This is a genomic window from Latilactobacillus sakei (assembly GCA_002953655.1).
In the GTDB taxonomy this organism is placed as follows: Bacteria; Bacillota; Bacilli; order Lactobacillales; family Lactobacillaceae; genus Latilactobacillus; species Latilactobacillus sakei_A.
Window position 1 is genome coordinate 808817 of sequence record CP025839.1, and the last position, 19037, is coordinate 827853.

The window sequence follows — 19037 nt, forward strand, 5'->3', positions numbered from 1 at the left end:
AATGGCATTTGAAGGACTGACAGAAAGATTACAAGGGGCATTAAGTAAATTACGCCGTAAAGGGAAGGTTACTGAAGCGGATGTCAACCAAGCGATGCGTGAAATTCGCTTAGCATTATTAGAAGCCGATGTTAACTTTAAAGTGGTTAAAGACTTCATTAAAGTCGTTAAGGAAAAGGCGATTGGGACGGAAGTGTTGGAGAGTCTCTCACCAGCACAACAAATCGTTAAGATTGTTGATGAAGAATTAACCAAAATGATGGGTGAAACGGCTGTGCCGTTGAACAAATCACCAAAAATTCCCACGATTATTATGATGGTCGGGCTTCAAGGGGCCGGGAAAACCACGACTGCTGGGAAATTAGCCACTTATTTAATCAAGAATGAAAAGGCACGGCCATTGATGATTGCGGCCGATATTTATCGTCCAGCCGCTATCGATCAATTGAAGACGGTCGGGGAACAAGTTGGGGCCCCAGTCTTTGAAATGGGCACGGATGTTAATCCGGTTGAAATCGTGCGTCAAGGGTTGGCACAAGCTGCTTTACAAAAAAACGATTACGTCTTAATTGATACGGCTGGTCGTTTACAAATCGATGAAGCGCTAATGCAAGAATTGGCTGATATCAACGATTTAGCTCATCCCAATGAAATCCTGTTAACAGTTGATGCCATGACTGGGCAAGCTGCGGTCGACGTTGCTGAAGGCTTTAACAGCCGCTTAGACATCACTGGGGTTGTCTTAACTAAATTAGACGGTGACACTCGTGGTGGGGCTGCCCTTTCAATTCGTGCGGTAACTGGTAAGCCAATCAAATTCACTGGACAAGGTGAAAAATTAAACCAATTAGATGTCTTCTATCCTGATCGGATGAGTAGCCGAATCTTAGGCATGGGCGACATGTTGAGCTTGATTGAAAAGGCTCAAGAAGATTACGATGAACAAAAAGCGGTGGATATGGCCGAAAAAATCAAAGAAAACAGCTTTGATTTTAATGATTTTCTCGATCAAATGGATCAATTACAAAATATGGGGCCATTGGAAGATATCATGAAGATGATTCCAGGGATGGCTAATAACCCACAACTTAAAAATATCAAGATGGATCCTAAGGATATGGCCCACATGAAGGCGATTGTGCAATCAATGACACCGCAAGAACGGGAAAATCCAGATTTATTGAACCCAAGTCGCCGTCGTCGTTTAGCTGCTGGTGCTGGCCGGCCAATCGTTGAAGTCAACCGGATGATTAAACAGTTCAATCAATCTAAGAAGATGATGAACCAAATGTCAAAAGGCAACTTTAACGGCATGGAAGGTTTAATGGGCAATGGCATCAAGGGTAAGATGGGCAAGATGGCCATGAACTCAATGATGAAAAAGCAAAAGAAGAACAAGAAAAAACGGCTTAAGAACGCACGCCGCTTTAAATCTTAAAAAAATTCGCCCTGTAAAGAAAAAACACTTTACACGGCCTTTAAAATTTGGTATATTATGACATGTTAAAGAATTAATAGGAGGTGGCATTAATGTCAGTTAAAATTCGTATGAAACGTATGGGTTCTAAAAAACGCCCATTCTACCGTATCGTTGTTGCAGATTCACGTTCACCACGTGATGGTCGCTTTATCCAACAAGTAGGTTACTACAATCCATTAACAGAACCTGTTGACTTGAAGTTAGAAGAAGAAGTTATCATGGACTGGTTACAAAAAGGCGCACAACCTTCTGATACAGTACGTAATCTTTTATCAAAACAAGGGATTATGCAAAAATATCACGAAGCTCGCTTCGCTAAAAAGTAGGGATTTGTTATGACAGACGTGAAAGAACTAATTATTGCAATTGTTCAGCCACTTGTCGAACATCCCGATGATGTCAAATTGACTGAACATGAGACGGAACGTTTTATGGAATTTGACTTACAGGTTAATCCATCAGATATCGGACGTATTATTGGTAAGCAAGGCCGGGTAGCGCAGTCAATCCGGACCATTGTCTATAGTGTGAAAACACCTTATCAAAAACGCGTTCGCTTAAATATTGTAGATGCCTAATCAAACGTTTAAATGAAGCAGAGATGTTTTGTTTAAGCGTTTTTTGTTGAATAAGGAGAAATTAAATGCCAGAAAAATACTATCAAGTCGGTAAAATTGTGAATACGCACGGTATTCGTGGTGAGGTTCGCGTCATTGCGACAACCGATTTTACAGAAGAACGGTTTAAAAAGGGAACGCACTTGGCGGTTGAAATGCCAAATGGCTTAACACCAGTGACGGTTTCTGCAATGCGTCAACATAAGCAATTTTATCTATTACAATTCGAAGGCTTAGGAAACATTAACGACGTCGAATTATTTAAGGGACACAACCTCAAAATTGCGGCCAGTGAACGTGATGATCAACTTGAAGACGATGAATATTACTACGGCGATATCATTGGCTTAGAAGTGGTTGAAGAATCTGATGGGACAAGCTATGGTAAGGTCTCAGAAATCATCGATCCCGGTCCTAATGACGTGTGGGTCATCAAACGGCGCGGGCGTTCTGATTTATTATTACCATTTTTGAAGTCAGTCATTAAAAAAATTGATATTGAAGCGGGTAAGGCCTACGTTGAAGTACCAGAAGGATTGATTGATAATGAAGATTGATGTTTTAAGTTTATTCCCAGATATGGTTCAAAATGGCTTATCGCAATCAATTATCGGTAAGGCCATCGATCGAGATTTAATTGACCTAGAAGTTACCGACTTCCGTGATTTTTCAGTCAATAAACATAATTCGGTGGATGATGCGCCTTATGGTGGTGGTGCGGGGATGTTACTCCGGCCACAACCTATTTTTGAAGCGATGGACCAAGTGAACGCTAAAAATCCCGGCCATAAACGGGTTATTTTATTAGATCCCGCGGGGGTTACTTTTAATCAGAAGGTCGCCGAAGAATTCGCGCAAGAAGATCACCTCGTATTCATCTGTGGTCATTATGAAGGCTATGACGAACGTATTCGGACCTTGGTGACCGATGAAGTCTCATTAGGTGATTTCGTCGTCACAGGGGGCGAATTAGGCGCTATGGTGATGATTGATGCCATTTCACGACTAGTACCTGGTGTTTTAGGTAACGAACAGTCAGCCGTCACCGATTCATTCTCAACAGGTCTATTAGAACACCCCCAATACACGCGACCACCAGAATATCGCGGGTTAAAAGTACCAGAAGTATTGATGAACGGTAACCATAAACTTATCAATGAATGGCGGGACAAGATGTCTTTGAAACGGACTTATGAACGCCGGCCGGATTTATTAGAAAACTTTGATCTAAGTCCAGACCAACAAAAGTGGTTACGTGAAATTAAATAAGCGGCCGCTGAAAAATAGGTCTTTTAATTAAGTTTGATTTATGCTAAAATTGATAGCTGTGATGATAAGTCACAAAACAACGGTATTCCGCTGGCGCAAGACGTTAATGAATATCTGTGAAAAGGAGAGATTCAGATGAATCCATTAATTCAAGAAATTACTAAGTCACAATTACGTTCAGATATTCCTAGCTTCCGTCCTGGTGACAGCGTACGTGTTCACGTGCGTGTTGTTGAAGGTACTCGCGAACGTATCCAATTATTCGAAGGTGTTGTTATCAAACGTCACGGTGTTGGCGTTAGTGAAACTTATACTGTTCGTAAGATCAGTAGCGGTGTTGGTGTGGAAAGAACTTTCCCATTACACTCACCTCGTGTTGCTAAATTAGAAGTTACTCGTCATGGCCGTGTACGTCGTGCTAAGTTATACTACTTACGCGCATTACGTGGTAAGGCAGCTCGTATCAAAGAAGCTCGTCGTTAAGATGACATTTAAAAAGGCCGACTCATTACGAGGCGGCCTTTCTTTATGTGGTTATTTTGTAAGTTAGGTGATGAAAAATGAACCATTGGATTTATATTGTCATGTATCAAGCAAACCCACTCTATTATGAGAAGAGTAAGATGATCCGCGCGTTTAGCTCGGAACAACGGGCTAAGGAATACGTTTCGTTATTAAATGAAACGCCCTATGCCAACCAATCTTTAAAAGAGGGCCATTACACCTATCAAAAATTAAGTCTCAATTAACTTAATAAATGGCGCTTATAAGACGCAATCTGTGGTTTCTTCGGAACTGCTGGTTGCGTTTTTTTGATGGGCTCTGGTTTAGAGGTTGCCATCAAAGCGATTATTGGCTGACACAGTAGGGTGATGATTGAAAGGCCAAGGATGATGAGTAAGGCATGCAGTGCACCAGGTGATTGTTTTAATTCATCGAAGTAGGCCTCAAAACGGTTGTTGAAGCTATTGATCTTTTGTTCGGCATGATCGCTAGGCGTTGCATGATGTGCCTTAGGGCCACGGTGTGTTTCGAAACTAACCCGGCTTTGAGTCTGATTACGCGTGACGCCTCTATCAAATAAGTAAGGGCTTACAAACGGGAGCGCAAATAAACAAATGAGATTTAAAATAACAAGATACCGTTTCATGATGAGACCTCCCAATAGTTCTATATTCAAACTAATTATATCACAAAATAATGTTTAACAGGGTTTTGATTTAAAAAATGACGGGCTTATAACGATAAAAAAGGAGTGTGCCATAAGTCGGGATATCCCGAGGATTAACACAGAATGGCGAATGATTGCTGCAAGTAATCGTTTGACATTCAGGGTTAACCGGAAGGATATGACTTATAGCACACGTTTAGGCTATTAAAGTACGGATATCAAAAAGGAGGCTGAGACCAATTTTACTTTTGTCTCAGCCTCCTGATTGGTTAATTACGAGCGATATATGATTTGAGTGCCAGTACTAAACCGGCGAATAAGAAAATAATAGCGAGTAATAAATAATTAGGAATAATAATTAACGTTAAATAACCTAAGATCGCCAGTAAGTTAGTGAAAAGCGCGATATTTTGTTCTAGTGACAACAAGTAGGCGATGACATGCAAAAGAATCGCGACCAAGGCTAACCACCAAACTTTACCGATAGCGTCCATATAAGTCGGTAAGAAATTAGAAAATGGCGGATTCAGGATCAAAATTAAAGCCGATTGGACCAGCGTCACGACTAAAAAAATAAAATCAAAGAAGAAAGGAAACTTGTAAGGTGATATTTTCATCTGAGAGAACCTCTATCGTCAAAGTATAAGATAGTATTAGTATAGCGGAGTTGAAGGGAAAAGGAAATAGGGGGAATCGTGCAACTTTGATAGAAGATAAAATGTTGCTTATTTTTAGTAAGTGATGTATGATGAATTTGTCAAAGATGAGCAACGCATCAATGATTTTAAAAGTTGAAATGGAGATGAAGGCAATGTTAGTCATTAAATACGTAAATGGTCAAAATAGTGCCGAAAAAATTTATCAAAAAGCCGCTGAGTTTGTGGCAAATCAACAACTAGAAGTCCCCGACTTTGAAGACTATGTTCAAATTACGGAAGTCACATTCGATGGTAAACCATTGACACTAGCCGATGCAACCATGCGGGGGCTATATAATTATTTAAACCAATAAAATGAGAGAATAAAAAAACGTTGCTTAGAAAAAGCGGCGTTTTTGGGTGTTTTGTAAAAGATCATAGGGGCGGTGGCATAAATATGTTCTAGTGGGTGATAGGTTAGAATAATGCCTTTTCAGTTTGTTATAAATCTGGTATAATAAGGACTGTTATGGAGAGTTGGCAGAGTGGTAATGCAACGGACTCGAAATCCGTCGAACCGGCTTATACCGGCGCGCAGGTTCAAATCCTGTACTCTCCTTCAAGTTTCATCTCATAGTATCACATAGTTGCTAAAAGGCTGTTAAAAAGCCATTTAGCAACTTTTTTATTGCAATCATAAATTCTATATTTGCCCATGTTTGCTATCAAAGTAGGGTCAAAAGGGATAGTCAAAATTGATTGTATTGCTGTAAATTTTCACTTTTTCAGACTATATTCAGAGACGCTTACAGCAACAAGGGGTTAGTCATCTTTTTTGACTATCCTAGTAATCGACATCTAATGCAGACTTTAGCTTATCCTTTTGATTTGAAGTGGCATGAGCGTATATGTCCATCGTCACACTAATGTTTTTATGGCCTAAGCGCTCTTGTACCGCTTTAGGTGTAATTGTATTATCTTTCTCGAACAGCCATATTGCATGCGTATGGCGCAAACCGTGCGGGGTGATTCGATGGACGAAAGTCTTATAATAGTCATCGCTAGTCAGTTGGTAAGTAGTTTTAAATGTTTCGGAACCCTGATCTATAATGCTGTCTAGCCGGTTATTAAGCTTGCCGAGATTTAACCAAGTACCTTTTTCGCTTGGAAAGACGAGATTAGTAGTACTGTGGCTATATTCTTTCAGCGTATTAGCCACGAGGTTGTTAATGTCCATTGTGCGATAAAATAACCACTTAGGCGGCTGGGTTGCCAGCTTGCCTTTACGTAATCCGGTGTAAGCTATTGTAATCGTGCATCGTACCATACAGTTAGCGCGACCTTGGTAGACATCGTAAAATGTAAGGTTGTCATTAGTCGATGTATCGTAATCATATTTATTGTTCATTACCAGCGCTTCAATTTTACGGTACGCCGCGTTGACCAAGGTTGGTGTTTTGAACCCACGCCGAGTAGTGATAGATCTTTTATACCATTCCTTAATGGTATTATTTTTAGCGCACTTAAACATTAGTGTCCCTCTTGGTTTTACATAAATAGATTGAAATAAGTATTAATAATATGGATATAACTCAGATGATCAATACTAAAAAAAGAGAACGTAGGTTCTCTTTAGTGTTAAATATAAAACCCTGAAATTAAGGATTTATATTTCTCTTAGTATGATATTTGCGTACGATTCTAACATTGTAAGGTTATTTGAGTACATTACTTCTTTTGCCATACCCCGTTTTGAATTATTAGCGGTGTATCTAATATCATATTCAAACCGTTGTTCGCTATTGGCATATATCTCTCTAATCGCTGTTACGTTGTCATACGTTGTAATCCATTTATAATCATTAAGGCTAAGGATACTTCTTGCCATAGTTGAGTGATCTTCATGATTAAATGAGGAGAAGTATAGATTACTACCTTGGTCATAGTAAGGAGGATCGAAGAAAATGAATGTATTATCGGTATCAGTTTCTTGTTGCATGATTGGAATAAGTTTAAGTGCATCTAATTGTGTTAGGCGAATTCTATCTTTCAAAGAGTGTATCAAATTTATCTTTCTAATAAGTGTGTTTTTATTGAACCTAGCATAAATTTTAGTATTCAGTTGCATCTTTCCGCCGATAGGACCACCAGTTATAATACCACTTCTATTCGTTCTATTTAAAAATAGTGTTGCAAATGCATTATCAATGGAATGCGCATTTGTATTATTTTGTAAATATAAAGATCGTATTTCATTCCAATATTCGATATTATATTCATCTGAATGAACGCTACCTGTTTGATAATCAAATGGAACTTGGTTTATTCTTTCAATTAATTGCTCGGGTGTATTTAATATGGCGTACCAAACTGAATAGATTGATCTATCATAGTCATTAATCCAAATGTTGTCTATTTTATCTTCGACTAGTAATTTTATGGCCAGTCCTGACCCACCAGCAAAAGCTTCAATATAGGTTCCGTTTTCAACATGGTTAATTTCTAAAAGATGTTCTACAAATTTATAGAGTTGAGATTTTCCACCAGGATATCTAAAAGGAGACATAGTAATAGACATAGGATTCACTTCCTTTTAAGTTAATTATAATAAAAAATGTTTCTTGGACAGAAAAGAATTAATTAATTGTAAAACCGTTATTTTTCATTATTTCTTTTATATCTGAATAAATAGTCTTTTTGAAAGGATCGAAAAGATTATTATTTTGCTTTACATACATTCTAATATATTTTTTGTTTGTTTGGACATCATTGTTATACCAATTTTTAAAGTATTTTGTTGGTGTGTTCTCTTTTTTTGACTGTTCAGGATCAAGTGGGAGGTTAAAGTTATGAAAATCTTGTTTAAACATTTCTTTTGTTCTATCAAACCTCTTAAAGAATTCATGATCACTATCAAGAGATAAAATCCAGTAGACAACCTCTTTTTCAATTGGAAATTCAAAAAGACTAGGGACGGCGTAATGTCTTTTAAAACTATTATGTGAAGAGATTTTGTTACGCCTATCGGCATCTGAAATAACGATGGCATCAATTTTGTTTAGAACATTTGGGTAGTTTGAACAGAGTTTATCCAATAAAACGTATGAAGAGCCGGAATTGCTAGGTGATACTTCAAACTCCCAGGTTATATATTTTTGATATTTCCGTTCAGATAAAATAATTTTTAAATAATTTTTTGCAACTTTATCTTCACAAAAAATCGTAATTTTAGAACTTTGTGCTAACTCATCGTTAGTAACATCGGAAAGGGTTAATTCCCTATAAGCGTCTTTATAAGGTGGGTTTTTTAAAATATTTAACTTACCCTCGGATGCGAATGCAGAAGAAATTAAGTTTAAAGCTATCGAGTTTTTATATTTATCTAAAAGTTCATATGAATATTGAATTAAACTGAGGGAGTGAGTATTTAAAATGATTTTAACTTTATATTCCTTTGACCAGTTCAGTAAATATTTAAGTAGGTTATTTTGTGCTATAGGATGTAAACTAGCTTCAAATTCATCAATGGACCATATACCAGTAAGTTGGGTTAATTTATTTTCTTTATTCACTTCAAATAAACGTTGAAAAGATAGCATTGTATTAATGAAAGAACTTAGATTATCTTCACCCGATGAAATAGAATTGATATCATAATATGAATTAGTGGGGGCTATAGGATGTTTAGCTACTCGCCCCTCTTGAGCATTGTAATTTTGACTAGAGCTAAAATCAGTTCTTAATAATATTGATTCAAAAAAAGCTGCTATTTGATCAATTTCTTTTTGAGTATATTCGATACTATCATTCTTTTGAGGTTCTTTTTTAAAATCTACAAGAGGATACAGTCTGTCTAGTTTTGAATAGATTGATGGCAAGTTAAAATATCCGTCTCCTGATGCTCTACCACTTGGAACAAGTCTAAACCTAGTGACTTTACCTGTAGTAGGGTCTTTTTCTGGATATAATGGTATAGGTTCATTTAAATTGAGATCATCGTTAATGTTCATCTTGATATGATAAAGATAGTTAGTGTTATCTTTATCTAATGAAAATTTAAAAACATCGGATAGTTTGGTTTCCATTTTTTTATTGAAAATATCTCTGGCATCTGTTCTGAATGGCTGTGCAATTAATCCCATTAAAGATGATTTTAAAGTGCCATTTCGGCCAAAAACTACTGTCAAATTATTTCCAAGTTCAAAATCCTGATTAATGAATTTCCTAAACTCATTAATTTGCAATCCATATATATCTTTAATTTGCATTTCCTTATTATTTGAAAGTCCTAATTCTTTTTTATTCTTAAAGTCAATCGACATGAAAGTTTTCTCCTAATTAGTAATGTAGTTATTAAAATCTTCAGTCACAAATCGAACGTGGCTAGCCCACCAGAGTAGAGTTGTAAAAATATAATATATAAGTAATTAAATATATATCAATGATAAATAGTATATCAAATATTTAGGCAAATACTATCTGACTATGTGCATAAATGTACGAAGAATGTAATTTGTAACATATCGTAAATAAAACTCGAGCAATTTTGAAAAAATACTCGGGGTTTTTCTGTATCATTAATCAAAAAAGTTCTATTTTTTTAAATCTGTGTAAGAAATGATCCAAGAGCCTAATACTGACTTGGTGGTTTTGACTTTAATAGTTACAGTTTCACCAACTTTAACTTTAGGATTATCGGTGTTTGTAATATTTAGGTGTTTGCCAGTTTGCATATTGTAACCAAAAGCGCTAGAAGGTTCTAATTTGTTAACTTTAAACTGTACGGTCTTGCCATCGATGCTCTTGCCTGCGTTTAGAGCAGATTCCGCAGTGCTAGCTGTGTAATCTGGTTTCTTGGTACCGCAAGCTGTTAATATCAAAAGTAGTGATAGTGTTGAAACTAGAGTAATGATTATTTTTTTCATTCTAAAATTCCTCCAAATAAACCTGTTGTTACTATGAGTTTACTCTTGGAATCAGTGGGAGTAAATAACCATACATAAAAATTAACAAGCATAATCCCGCATCCACCCCGATGTAATCGTTCTCCTTATGTATAGTTTTACCTTATTGAACAATTAGTAATTTGTGCAAAACGATTAATTATGTTATCCTTTTTACAAGGAGATGAGTGACCGTGAATAAACATTTTTATGGGAAATACGAGATTACCGAAGCGCAAGATGAGGGACAGTATGTCGCAACGATCAAACTACGTCAGTCGATTAAGAAGGTAGTGGTAAAATCCGATGCACTAACAACTTTAGCGCAAGCGGGTGTGACCCCACAAACGGTCATTCACAATATTGTGAAGACACCAAACTTGTTGAAGGATAAGGTGATTGTTTCTAATCACAACTTGGCAGGTTATTTAGATTAAGAAAACTAAAAAAGACATCGATTCGCAATGTTAAACCACTATGGCTAGTGATTGCATTGGCGATTCGATGTCTTTTTTAATCTTCACTAATATCCGCGAATGTGCCTGAGACTACCCGGCTTAAATCTTGCGGGTTAATCTGGATGGAGCGACCAATTTTGCCGGATGAAACGAAAATGAGCGGTTCTTTTTCGGCTTGTTGGTCAATGTAAATTGGAAAGTGTGCTTTTTCCCAGATACCGACCGGGGTGTTGGCGCCGTGTTCGTAACCGGTTGTTGCCACGAGGTCCTTTAACGGTACCATCGCGATTTTTTTGTTGCCAGAAATTTTGCTGAGTTTCTTTTCATCTAAATGACAATCGATTGGGACGACGCCGACAATCGGGCCGGTTTGTTTGCCAGAGAGCACGAGTGTCTTATAGATAAGATGTTCGTCGATGTCTAGGTGATCGACTTGCATTTGTGCGACATGATGTTCTTCATGTGTTGGAAATTCAAATTGTGTATAGGCGACCTTTTGCTTGTCTAATATTTTTTCGACAAGGGTCTTTGCGAGTTGTCCTTGTTTTTTCTTTTTACCCAAAATAGATGCCACTCCTTTAGTAATTATAGTTAGTTTACGGCAAAATACTAAAAATGTAAATTTAAGGCCCGCCATTATTGTTGGATAGCGGTATAATGATTTTAAATAAGGAGTTGATTGTGATGAAATGGTTTAGAAAACGGCAAGAAACAGTAAGTAGCGTTCAAGCGCATGATTTTACGCAATTAGTCAGTCAAGCAAGGGATGATGATGCGCATTATCAAAAGCTTCGGATGGCTTTTTCGGGGCTCACAAAACCATATCAGCAGCCAATTCGTAAAAAATAGTGATTCGTATGAGCTTATTCTTTAATAAATTTCAATTATTTTGATAATCTATACTTAAGTCAATTATTGACTAATTGAAAGATTGAAGGAGCGAATATCGATGACAACCAAGACGATACCAGCTGTAAGCTATGTGGTTCAGGTGAATCAATTACTCGAAAGATTCGTTGTATTTGAAACGGTGTTCTCCGAGTGTACTCAAACTTGTAGGAATATTATTTTAGGAAGATGCACAGTTGGTGAGACGCTTGAAACACTTGAGCATTATTTTGACCAGAATTTAACCGTGCTTAGAGCATTTGTTGCACAAGTTGCGGCTGTGCAACCCCCAGATGCGTTTGTCACGATTAACCAGCAATTAATTACGGCACTTGAACACTATGTGGATGCGACGGAAACGATGGTGTATTCTTTTGAAGGTCCGGCCACGGAGGTTTACGCGCACGTCTTGGCTGCCCGCCACGCGCAAGAAGCGCAACGGGAACAAATCAATACGGTCTTACATGCGATTTCTAAGGTTAGTTTTTCAACCGCTGATATGGCATAATAAAGGTAATTTAAATTTGAGCAGGTGACGTTATGAATAGACAGACTTGGCATTTTCTTTTTTATAAATCAGGCTTTACTAAAGATCAGATTGATCAGTTACTAGCCTATTTAGGACAGCGACAGAATTTTGGCGGTTTTCCGCTTGTTTCATTGACGCAAGATGGTGATAGCAGTGATATTCGGTTTGTAACGATGGTTTTTGATCCGTTATCAGAGATTATCCCGTCCGTCCAAGAAGAAATGGCGAAGTTTATTCTAATGCATGCGATTCGGCCGGCCGATAATTCACAAGAAGCTGACATGCGCTTATATGGGCGGATCATGAGTCATTCACTCGAAGATTTAGGCATTGAATTTCATCGCTATGATGCTAATACAATGGATATTAATTATTGGGGCCAAAAAAAGGCCGATTAAAAACTGATGATTAAATCAGAAAACGATTAAGCCGGAGACGTTCGTCACGGCTTTTTTTCGTGTTTCAGCTGATAAGTGCTTTAGATTCATTGCGTAATCAGGTATGATATTAGCAGGTGTTCGGCTATTATTGATAGCCGATGAATGAACAAATTAAAGGATACGGTGACAATGATGGTCGAAAAAAACATGTTAGAATTTTTTGAAACAGAATTAGATGATTTACAATTTAGCGGCGACATCAACATCAACTGGGATAAACAATCACGGGCGATTGAATTAGAATTCACGTTAAATGTGACGAAGAGTCAAGAATTAGCTGTTGAAGATCAAAATGGCGAATTAAATGAATCAGATGAAATTAGTTATGAAGATGCAATTTTATTCTTCGATGAAAGTAAAATCGATGGTTTTGAATATGCCGACAACTATTTAGCTGTGATTCCATTTTCTGGCCGTCAAGGGTTAAATGCGCAAGTCGGTCGCGGTGTTTTCAATTACCTTCAAGATTTATTAGATGATGGTGAAGATCGCTTAGCTGCCTTTGTAAATGATGAATCAGATGACGAAACATTTATCCTAGAATGGGATGACACGGTTTTCCAGGCAACCGTTGCTCAAGCTAGTGATGACTTAGCTAAAAAATACTACACTTACCCTAAATACTAAGAATCGATTTCAACGACAGGTCAAATTCTTTTGGCCTGTTTTAATCATTAAGGAGCAGAATACATGGAATGGACGAAAGTCACAGTTGCAACTGTCAATGAAGCAGTTGAAGCAATCGCAAATATTTTAACCGAAGCTGGCGCTGAAGGAATTCAAATCGAAGACGCCTCAATTAACGCTACTTTAGTCGGAGAAGTGGCAGCAGTTAGTGCCTTTTTCCCAGAGACGGTTTTTGTCCCTGAAAAGTTACCGTTGATTCGTCAACGCGTGTTACAACTCACGGAATTTGGCTTAGCAATTGGTGAAGGCAGCGTTAATCTCCAACAAGTGGCCGATGATGATTGGGCAACGGCGTGGAAAAAGTATTATCAACCAACCCGTTTAACGCGCTTCTTAACGGTGGTGCCCAGTTGGACGGATTATCAACCAACAGATGAACGCGAAGCTTTAATTCGAATGGACCCAGGGATGGCTTTTGGTACTGGGACCCACCCTACGACGCATCTTTCAGTACAAATGTTAGAAATGGTTTTACGTGGTGGTGAACAATTGATTGACGTTGGGACAGGTTCGGGTGTCTTGAGTATTGCAGCGGCTCACTTAGGCGTTCAAGATATTCGCGCGTACGATGTCGATCAAGTCGCAGTGGACGCTGCGGTGGCTAATTTCGATTTGAACCCCGTTACAAAAGGCATTATTGCCAAGCCCAACGATTTATTACACGGGATTACTGGGGCGGCGGACGTAATTGTCGCTAACATGTTACCAGTGGTCTTAGTGCCCCTAATTCCACAAGTGCCGGCCTTATTAAAAGAAGGCGGCCACTTGTTATTGGCTGGGATTATCACTGAAAAAGAAACGGTCATTCGCGAAACATTGAGCGCTAATGGCTTAATGGTTGAAGAAAGCCTTCATATGGGCGACTGGGTCGGCTTGATTACACGGCTAAAGACGGACGAAGATTAGAGGTCAAATGAATGCAACGGTATTTTATTGAAGAAAATGTGACGGTTGGTCAAGCATTACAATTAACCGGTGAAACGGCACATCATATGCTCAAGGTGATGCGGATGCAAGTTGGTGATCAGATTGAAATCGTAACGCCAGAGGAACTAGCCTTTGTCGCACAATTACAAGCTGCGGATGCGACGCAAAAGCAAGCAACTGTGACAATTGAAGCAGCCTTGGAAACAAATGTTGAGCTGCCAATTGCAACGACGGTTGTTTGTGGCCTGTCTAAAGGTGATAAGACCGATTGGATCGTTCAAAAAGGTACGCAACTAGGCGCACATCGCTTTATCTTTTGTAATAGTCAATTTTCGGTAGCGCGTTGGGATGCTAAAAGGCAGGTGAAGAAACTAGCACGGCTGCAAAAGATTGCCCAAGAAGCGGCTGAACAGGCACACAGAATTCACGTGCCAGTGATTGAATGGCGTGCGAGTTTAACGGCAATTGCTGAAGAATCAGCGACTATCAAATTAGTGGCGTACGAAGAGTCAGCCAAAGCTGGTGAACATGGTCAATTGGTGCAAAGCTTACAAGCCGCACAACCAGGCCAAAGTTTAATCTGTGTTTTTGGCCCAGAAGGTGGGATCGCACCAAAGGAAATTGAAGTCTTACAAGCCGCCGGTTTCTTATTGGCCGGTTTAGGACCGCGGATTTTACGGGCCGAAACGGCACCGTTATATCTACTGAGCGCAATTTCATATGTGACAGAATTGAGTACTTTATAGTATGATAGGTAATAATAATTTTTATAGAGGGGCTTCACAATGGATAAAATTAAAAATAATCGCTTTTTAAAGCAAGTTTGGGTGCGTTACTTCTTAGTAGCGCTACTGCTTGCCGTTGTATTGCCACTCGTTTTCGGTTGGTTATCAATTAGTAAAACGTGGCGTATTGGGTTGTTGTTTATGGCAATTAATGGTTGCGCGGCCTTTTTCATCGGCTACCGCATTCAGAAAACACACGCCCCTTGGTATAATATTTTTTATCTGCCAGTTTTATTTGCCTTGATGGTTGTTATCCGCTTCGCAGATTATAATTATTGGTTTGTCCCAATCTACTTCTTACTAAGTTACTTGGGCATTAATACTGCGTACGAACGTCGCAAATAAAACTGACTCGACAAACTGTTGAGTCAGTTTTGTTGTTTAAAAACAAATTTTAGTAGAGTCAGAATTGGAGTTGGGCAAGATGTCAGAAGAAAAAGTGATTTCACAGCAAGAAGTGATCCAGCTATGTCAGAAATACATGAATGCTGAGCATCTTGCTTTCGTGCAAAAGGCGTATGATTTTGCGGCGTATGTGCATAAGGAACAAGCACGGCAATCAGGTGAACCGTACATTATTCATCCGATTCAAGTGGCAGGTATTTTAGCGGAACTAAAGATGGATCCAGCAACGGTTGCATCGGGCTATTTGCACGATGTGGTTGAAGACACCAATATTACCTTAGGTGATGTCCAAGAGATGTTTGGCCAAGATGTGGCCATCATCGTGGATGGTGTGACGAAATTAGGAAAAATTAAGTATAAATCGCATCAAGAACAACTTGCTGAAAATCATCGGAAGATGTTGTTGGCCATGGCTAAGGATTTACGGGTCATTATGGTGAAACTAGCTGATCGTCTGCATAATATGCGAACGCTGAAGCATTTGAAACCCGAAAAGCAACGGCGGATTGCCAATGAAACGTTGGAAATTTATGCGCCATTAGCTGATCGTTTAGGGATTAGCAAGATTAAGTGGGAACTAGAAGATATCTCGCTACGCTACCTTAACCCACAACAATACTACCGGATTGTTCATTTGATGAATTCTAAGCGGACGCAACGTGAAGCGTACATTCAAGGAGCAATTGAAGACATCAAGGACTCAGTTGCCGATTTGGATATGAATTACGAAATTTACGGTCGTCCTAAACATTTATACTCGATTTATCGCAAAATGCGCGATCAGCACAAGCAATTCGAAGAACTCTATGATTTACTTGCAATTCGGGTGGTGGTTGACTCAATTAAGGATTGTTATGCCGTTTTAGGCGCTATCCACACCAAGTGGAAACCAATGCCAGGTCGTTTTAAAGACTATATTGCAATGCCCAAAGCGAATATGTATCAATCGATTCATACCACGGTGATTGGCCCTAAAGGCAAACCGCTCGAAGTGCAAATCCGGACCCAAGAAATGCATAACGTTGCTGAATATGGGGTTGCAGCACATTGGGCTTATAAAGAAGGCGTTAAGGAACAAATTAAGATCGATGAATCAGGGCGTAAGTTAGATTTATTCCGTGAAATTCTAGAAATTCAAGACGCCTCAGATGATGCCTCAGAATTTATGGAAAGTGTCAAAGGTGATATCTTTAGCGATCGGGTCTACGTCTTCACCCCTAAAGGTGATGTTTACGAGTTGCCAAAAGGTTCAGTGCCAATCGATTTTGCCTACCTCGTGCATACGGAAGTGGGTAATCACGCAGTTGGTGCCAAAATTAACGGCAAAATCGTGCCATTAAATTATCAATTACGTAACGGTGATATTGTCGAAATGCTAACATCAACCAGTGCGACACCCAGTCGAGATTGGATTAAGTTAGCATTCACAGCCCGTGCCCGCAATAAAGTGAAACGCTACTTTAAAAAAGAAGATCGGGACGAAAATGTTGAAAAAGGCCGAAATGCTATTGAACATTTATTGTTAGAACAAGGACATACTGTGAAGACCCATCTGAATAAGGATAGCTTGGCGGTCATTTTGCCACACTTTAACTTTAATTCAGAAGAAGAATTATTCGCAGCGGTTGGTTTTGGTGAAATTTCAGCGCAAGCAGTTTTGAATCGCTTGACATTAAAAGAACGGCGTGAAAAAGAAGAGAACGAACAAAAAGCGCTGGAAGCCGAAATTTTATCGGCCAAAGATTCTCAAAAACCAGGGCAAAAAGCTGCGGGCAGTCACATTACGATTAAGCACGAAGACGGTGTGATTATTCAAGGTGTCGATAATGTATTGGTCCGCTTAAGTAAGTGTTGTAACCCAGTGCCAGGCGACGATATTGTTGGTTACGTGACAAAAGGGCGTGGTGTTTCAGTCCATCGTCGTGATTGTCCAAATATCGTCGATCGTGCCGATATGAACAGTCGACTAACAGAAGTCAGTTGGGAAAACACATCGGCTAAACACGACCAACTCTATGATGCCAACCTAGAGGTCTACGGGTACAACCGTGGGGGATTATTAAATGATGTCTTACAAGTGTTGAATGCGCACAGTAAGCAGCTTAACAATGTCATGGGGCGGATTGACCATGATAAGATGGCCGATATTCATGTCACGGTTGGGATCCGCAATATTGATCATCTTGAACGGATTATGGATGCAGTAAAAAACATTCCAGATGTTTACGAAGTTAAACGAGTGCAAGGATAGGAGTCGTTAATCATGAAAGTAGTCTTACAACGTGTCAGCCAAGCAAGTGTCACAATTGAAGAACAAGTCGTCGGTCAAATTAACAAGGGCTTTTTATTATTAGTTGGGATTTGTGATGACGATACAGAGGCCGATTTAGATTACCTTGTCAAAAAAATTAGCCAATTGCGGGTTTTTGAAGATGAAGCAGGGAAGATGAATTTAGCATTGGGTCAAGTTAATGGCGCTATTTTATCAGTGTCACAATTTACGTTATACGCCTCAACCAAGAAGGGGAACCGGCCTAGTTTTACAGACGCGGGGCAACCGGACTATGCGCAAAAAATGTACAACTTATTTAATCAAAAATTAGCGGCTACTGGCATCGCTGTTGAAACCGGCGAATTTGGGGCGGATATGCAAGTCGCCTTGGTTAACGACGGTCCGGTCACGATTTTATTTGATACGAGGGATAATTAATGGTTTATCAAAATGCGATTTGGGACTTTGATGGGACACTCTACGATACGTATCCGGTCATGTTAAAAGCGCTCGTTGCGGTTTATCAGCAGCAACAAGTGCCGGTTGATCAGGATGCGTTATACAAGGCAATTAAGCAAACGTCAATTAAAAAAGTGTTGCAAGCCTTGGCTGATCAAACGGGGACGACATTTGCGACATTAGACCAACACTATCATCAACTTGAGGCGAAGATGCAAGTTGCACCGCAACCTTATCCGGGCGCAGCGGCTATTTTAGAACGGGTTAGTCAAACTGGGCAGAACTTTTTGATGACGCATCGCGATACGGCCGCCCGAAAATATTTGGCTGAACAGCATCTCGATCAGTATTTTACGGAGATTGTTACAAGCCGAAATGGGTTTGCGCGCAAACCAGCGCCGGACAGTTTGAATTATCTCTGCGATCGTTATCAACTAGATAAAGCAAAGACGGTCATGGTTGGTGATCGGGCATTGGACATTGAAGCGGGGATTAACGCTGGGCTGCAAACGGTCTATTTCGATGTCGATCGCTTACCAATTGCGGTCCAACCGACAGTGACGATTACTGATTTATCAATGCTGATTGATTATTTTAATAAATGATATTTAAAAAGTCGCATGCTAATTTAGCATGCGACTTTTATTTTACAATCAGTGCGATAACGAGAAAGGCGAGATACCAAGCGCTCGCCATCAATAAGACGAACCGCCACCAACTTTTGAAAAACTTACGAGGGTAGAGGGCGTGATCGTAATAAAACCGTGTTAGACTCCAGACGATACCCCATAAACAGATTGCCAAGCAGAAAAACCAGCCAGCTTTGTTGAAGAATGGTTGGCTAAGCGCGATCGCACTGATTAAAAGTGGTACGGGTAGCCAGTCGATGAAGTGGATTTGTTTTTTGAAGAAACGCTGTAAGATAGTATTTAAACCGTAACCGATAGCTAAGCAAATTAGCGGTAGTAAGATAAAAAATAACGTGGCCGTAAATGGCATTTGAATCACCTCGAAAGTTAATATCCCCATTGTACCGTCTTTCTGAAAAGATAAAAAGGACTAAGTTGCA

General features: G+C 39.2%; 26 protein-coding genes and 1 tRNA gene. 19 read left to right on the plus strand and 8 right to left on the minus strand.

Annotated elements, in window-relative coordinates; translation table 11 throughout:
* The first annotated feature begins 1 nt into the window (after position 1).
* The 7 genes from C0213_03990 (at position 2) to C0213_04020 (ending at position 4115) form a co-directional block, all read left to right on the plus strand.
* Positions 2 to 1438: a signal recognition particle protein gene (locus C0213_03990; protein ID AUX11598.1), complete on the plus strand. Its 1437-nt coding sequence runs from the start codon at positions 2 to 4 to the stop codon at positions 1436 to 1438.
* Between the two features lie 92 nt (positions 1439 to 1530).
* On the plus strand, positions 1531 to 1806 hold the full coding sequence (locus C0213_03995; protein ID AUX11599.1) for a 30S ribosomal protein S16: 276 nt from the start codon (positions 1531 to 1533) through the stop codon (positions 1804 to 1806).
* Positions 1807 to 1815: 9 nt separating this feature from the next.
* The gene (locus C0213_04000; GenBank protein AUX11600.1) at positions 1816 to 2058 is read left to right on the plus strand and encodes a KH domain-containing protein; all 243 of its coding nucleotides are present in this window, start codon (positions 1816 to 1818) and stop codon (positions 2056 to 2058) included.
* A 65-nt stretch (positions 2059 to 2123) separates the two neighbouring features.
* Positions 2124 to 2654, plus strand: coding sequence for a ribosome maturation factor RimM (locus C0213_04005; protein AUX11601.1), 531 nt, complete (start codon positions 2124 to 2126; stop codon positions 2652 to 2654).
* A complete protein-coding gene (locus C0213_04010; protein ID AUX11602.1) occupies positions 2644 to 3366 on the plus strand; it encodes a tRNA (guanosine(37)-N1)-methyltransferase TrmD in 723 nt (240 codons plus the stop codon). Before C0213_04005 ends, C0213_04010 begins: the two co-directional genes overlap by 11 nt.
* A 135-nt stretch (positions 3367 to 3501) precedes the next feature.
* Complete coding sequence (locus C0213_04015; GenBank protein AUX11603.1) at positions 3502 to 3849, plus strand: 50S ribosomal protein L19; 348 nt, start codon at positions 3502 to 3504, stop codon at positions 3847 to 3849.
* 77 nt (positions 3850 to 3926) lie between these two features.
* Positions 3927 to 4115 carry a hypothetical protein gene (locus C0213_04020; protein AUX11604.1) on the plus strand — a complete coding sequence of 63 codons (189 nt, stop codon included), beginning with the start codon at positions 3927 to 3929 and terminating at the stop codon, positions 4113 to 4115.
* Here C0213_04020 and C0213_04025 read toward each other — a convergent pair.
* Entirely contained in the window at positions 4112 to 4516 is a 405-nt protein-coding gene (locus tag C0213_04025; protein ID AUX11605.1) for a hypothetical protein, read from the minus strand. The two genes, C0213_04020 and C0213_04025, sit on opposite strands and share 4 nt — an antisense overlap.
* A gap of 290 nt (positions 4517 to 4806) precedes the next feature.
* A complete protein-coding gene (locus C0213_04030) occupies positions 4807 to 5154 on the minus strand; it encodes a hypothetical protein (GenBank protein ID AUX11606.1) in 348 nt (115 codons plus the stop codon).
* Positions 5155 to 5348: 194 nt separating this feature from the next.
* Here C0213_04030 and C0213_04035 point away from each other — a divergent pair, with 194 nt between their 5' ends.
* Both C0213_04035 and C0213_04040 read left to right on the plus strand, forming a co-directional pair.
* The gene (locus C0213_04035; protein AUX12807.1) at positions 5349 to 5549 is read left to right on the plus strand and encodes a hypothetical protein; all 201 of its coding nucleotides are present in this window, start codon (positions 5349 to 5351) and stop codon (positions 5547 to 5549) included.
* A gap of 157 nt (positions 5550 to 5706) precedes the next feature.
* Positions 5707 to 5797 (plus strand) — tRNA-Ser (locus C0213_04040).
* A 222-nt stretch (positions 5798 to 6019) separates the two neighbouring features.
* Here C0213_04040 and C0213_04045 read toward each other — a convergent pair.
* From C0213_04045 to C0213_04060, 4 genes are all read right to left on the minus strand, one after another.
* A complete protein-coding gene (locus tag C0213_04045) occupies positions 6020 to 6706 on the minus strand; it encodes a hypothetical protein (GenBank protein ID AUX11607.1) in 687 nt (228 codons plus the stop codon).
* A 135-nt stretch (positions 6707 to 6841) separates the two neighbouring features.
* Positions 6842 to 7753 carry a DNA adenine methylase gene (locus tag C0213_04050; protein AUX11608.1) on the minus strand — a complete coding sequence of 304 codons (912 nt, stop codon included), beginning with the start codon at positions 7751 to 7753 and terminating at the stop codon, positions 6842 to 6844.
* Between the two features lie 58 nt (positions 7754 to 7811).
* Positions 7812 to 9443 carry a hypothetical protein gene (locus tag C0213_04055; protein ID AUX12808.1) on the minus strand — a complete coding sequence of 544 codons (1632 nt, stop codon included), beginning with the start codon at positions 9441 to 9443 and terminating at the stop codon, positions 7812 to 7814.
* A 324-nt stretch (positions 9444 to 9767) separates the two neighbouring features.
* On the minus strand, positions 9768 to 10100 hold the full coding sequence (locus C0213_04060; protein ID AUX11609.1) for a hypothetical protein: 333 nt from the start codon (positions 10098 to 10100) through the stop codon (positions 9768 to 9770).
* A gap of 212 nt (positions 10101 to 10312) precedes the next feature.
* Here C0213_04060 and C0213_04065 point away from each other — a divergent pair, with 212 nt between their 5' ends.
* Complete coding sequence (locus C0213_04065) at positions 10313 to 10555, plus strand: hypothetical protein (GenBank protein AUX11610.1); 243 nt, start codon at positions 10313 to 10315, stop codon at positions 10553 to 10555.
* A gap of 76 nt (positions 10556 to 10631) precedes the next feature.
* On the opposite strand, the gene C0213_04070 is transcribed toward C0213_04065, so the two are convergent.
* A complete protein-coding gene (locus C0213_04070) occupies positions 10632 to 11138 on the minus strand; it encodes a Cys-tRNA(Pro) deacylase (GenBank protein ID AUX11611.1) in 507 nt (168 codons plus the stop codon).
* Between the two features lie 387 nt (positions 11139 to 11525).
* On the opposite strand from C0213_04070, the gene C0213_04075 reads away from it, so the two are divergent.
* From C0213_04075 to C0213_04115, 9 genes are all read left to right on the plus strand, one after another.
* Positions 11526 to 11972: a hypothetical protein gene (locus C0213_04075; GenBank protein ID AUX11612.1), complete on the plus strand. Its 447-nt coding sequence runs from the start codon at positions 11526 to 11528 to the stop codon at positions 11970 to 11972.
* 32 nt (positions 11973 to 12004) lie between these two features.
* Positions 12005 to 12391 (plus strand): hypothetical protein, encoded by a 387-nt coding sequence (locus C0213_04080; GenBank protein ID AUX11613.1) that lies wholly within the window; start codon positions 12005 to 12007, stop codon positions 12389 to 12391.
* Between the two features lie 144 nt (positions 12392 to 12535).
* Complete coding sequence (locus C0213_04085) at positions 12536 to 13060, plus strand: DUF3013 domain-containing protein (GenBank protein ID AUX11614.1); 525 nt, start codon at positions 12536 to 12538, stop codon at positions 13058 to 13060.
* 63 nt (positions 13061 to 13123) lie between these two features.
* Entirely contained in the window at positions 13124 to 14026 is a 903-nt protein-coding gene (locus C0213_04090; protein AUX11615.1) for a 50S ribosomal protein L11 methyltransferase, read from the plus strand.
* Positions 14027 to 14037: 11 nt separating this feature from the next.
* Positions 14038 to 14793: a 16S rRNA (uracil(1498)-N(3))-methyltransferase gene (locus tag C0213_04095; protein ID AUX11616.1), complete on the plus strand. Its 756-nt coding sequence runs from the start codon at positions 14038 to 14040 to the stop codon at positions 14791 to 14793.
* A 39-nt stretch (positions 14794 to 14832) separates the two neighbouring features.
* Positions 14833 to 15177 (plus strand): hypothetical protein, encoded by a 345-nt coding sequence (locus C0213_04100; protein AUX11617.1) that lies wholly within the window; start codon positions 14833 to 14835, stop codon positions 15175 to 15177.
* A 79-nt stretch (positions 15178 to 15256) separates the two neighbouring features.
* Positions 15257 to 17488 carry a GTP pyrophosphokinase gene (locus C0213_04105; GenBank protein ID AUX11618.1) on the plus strand — a complete coding sequence of 744 codons (2232 nt, stop codon included), beginning with the start codon at positions 15257 to 15259 and terminating at the stop codon, positions 17486 to 17488.
* Between the two features lie 12 nt (positions 17489 to 17500).
* Positions 17501 to 17947 (plus strand): D-aminoacyl-tRNA deacylase, encoded by a 447-nt coding sequence (locus C0213_04110; protein AUX11619.1) that lies wholly within the window; start codon positions 17501 to 17503, stop codon positions 17945 to 17947.
* A complete protein-coding gene (locus tag C0213_04115; protein ID AUX11620.1) occupies positions 17947 to 18573 on the plus strand; it encodes a haloacid dehalogenase in 627 nt (208 codons plus the stop codon). Before C0213_04110 ends, C0213_04115 begins: the two co-directional genes overlap by 1 nt.
* A gap of 37 nt (positions 18574 to 18610) precedes the next feature.
* On the opposite strand, the gene C0213_04120 is transcribed toward C0213_04115, so the two are convergent.
* Positions 18611 to 18997, minus strand: a complete 387-nt coding sequence (locus tag C0213_04120) for a hypothetical protein (GenBank protein ID AUX11621.1) — start codon at positions 18995 to 18997, stop codon at positions 18611 to 18613.
* Positions 18998 to 19037 lie beyond the last annotated feature (40 nt).

Excerpts from the sequence above, each read along its gene's own strand:
- C0213_04085 (AUX11614.1), top strand. The coding sequence starts at position 12,536 with ATGAACAAATTAAAGGATACGGTGACAATGATGGTCGAAAAAAACATG.
- C0213_04115 (AUX11620.1), top strand. The coding sequence starts at position 17,947 with ATGGTTTATCAAAATGCGATTTGGGACTTTGATGGGACACTCTACGAT.
- C0213_04095 (AUX11616.1), top strand. The coding sequence starts at position 14,038 with ATGCAACGGTATTTTATTGAAGAAAATGTGACGGTTGGTCAAGCATTA.
- C0213_04045 (AUX11607.1), bottom strand. The coding sequence starts at position 6,706 with ATGTTTAAGTGCGCTAAAAATAATACCATTAAGGAATGGTATAAAAGA.
- C0213_04010 (AUX11602.1), top strand. The coding sequence starts at position 2,644 with ATGAAGATTGATGTTTTAAGTTTATTCCCAGATATGGTTCAAAATGGC.
- C0213_04100 (AUX11617.1), top strand. The coding sequence starts at position 14,833 with ATGGATAAAATTAAAAATAATCGCTTTTTAAAGCAAGTTTGGGTGCGT.
- C0213_04005 (AUX11601.1), top strand. The coding sequence starts at position 2,124 with ATGCCAGAAAAATACTATCAAGTCGGTAAAATTGTGAATACGCACGGT.
- C0213_04050 (AUX11608.1), bottom strand. The coding sequence starts at position 7,753 with ATGTCTATTACTATGTCTCCTTTTAGATATCCTGGTGGAAAATCTCAA.
- C0213_04120 (AUX11621.1), bottom strand. The coding sequence starts at position 18,997 with ATGGGGATATTAACTTTCGAGGTGATTCAAATGCCATTTACGGCCACG.
- C0213_04025 (AUX11605.1), bottom strand. The coding sequence starts at position 4,516 with ATGAAACGGTATCTTGTTATTTTAAATCTCATTTGTTTATTTGCGCTC.
- C0213_04080 (AUX11613.1), top strand. The coding sequence starts at position 12,005 with ATGAATAGACAGACTTGGCATTTTCTTTTTTATAAATCAGGCTTTACT.
- C0213_04090 (AUX11615.1), top strand. The coding sequence starts at position 13,124 with ATGGAATGGACGAAAGTCACAGTTGCAACTGTCAATGAAGCAGTTGAA.
- C0213_04030 (AUX11606.1), bottom strand. The coding sequence starts at position 5,154 with ATGAAAATATCACCTTACAAGTTTCCTTTCTTCTTTGATTTTATTTTT.
- C0213_04055 (AUX12808.1), bottom strand. The coding sequence starts at position 9,443 with ATGCAAATTAAAGATATATATGGATTGCAAATTAATGAGTTTAGGAAA.
- C0213_04035 (AUX12807.1), top strand. The coding sequence starts at position 5,349 with ATGTTAGTCATTAAATACGTAAATGGTCAAAATAGTGCCGAAAAAATT.
- C0213_04015 (AUX11603.1), top strand. The coding sequence starts at position 3,502 with ATGAATCCATTAATTCAAGAAATTACTAAGTCACAATTACGTTCAGAT.
- C0213_03990 (AUX11598.1), top strand. The coding sequence starts at position 2 with ATGGCATTTGAAGGACTGACAGAAAGATTACAAGGGGCATTAAGTAAA.
- C0213_04110 (AUX11619.1), top strand. The coding sequence starts at position 17,501 with ATGAAAGTAGTCTTACAACGTGTCAGCCAAGCAAGTGTCACAATTGAA.
- C0213_04000 (AUX11600.1), top strand. The coding sequence starts at position 1,816 with ATGACAGACGTGAAAGAACTAATTATTGCAATTGTTCAGCCACTTGTC.
- C0213_04105 (AUX11618.1), top strand. The coding sequence starts at position 15,257 with ATGTCAGAAGAAAAAGTGATTTCACAGCAAGAAGTGATCCAGCTATGT.
- C0213_03995 (AUX11599.1), top strand. The coding sequence starts at position 1,531 with ATGTCAGTTAAAATTCGTATGAAACGTATGGGTTCTAAAAAACGCCCA.
- C0213_04020 (AUX11604.1), top strand. The coding sequence starts at position 3,927 with ATGAACCATTGGATTTATATTGTCATGTATCAAGCAAACCCACTCTAT.
- C0213_04075 (AUX11612.1), top strand. The coding sequence starts at position 11,526 with ATGACAACCAAGACGATACCAGCTGTAAGCTATGTGGTTCAGGTGAAT.
- C0213_04060 (AUX11609.1), bottom strand. The coding sequence starts at position 10,100 with ATGAAAAAAATAATCATTACTCTAGTTTCAACACTATCACTACTTTTG.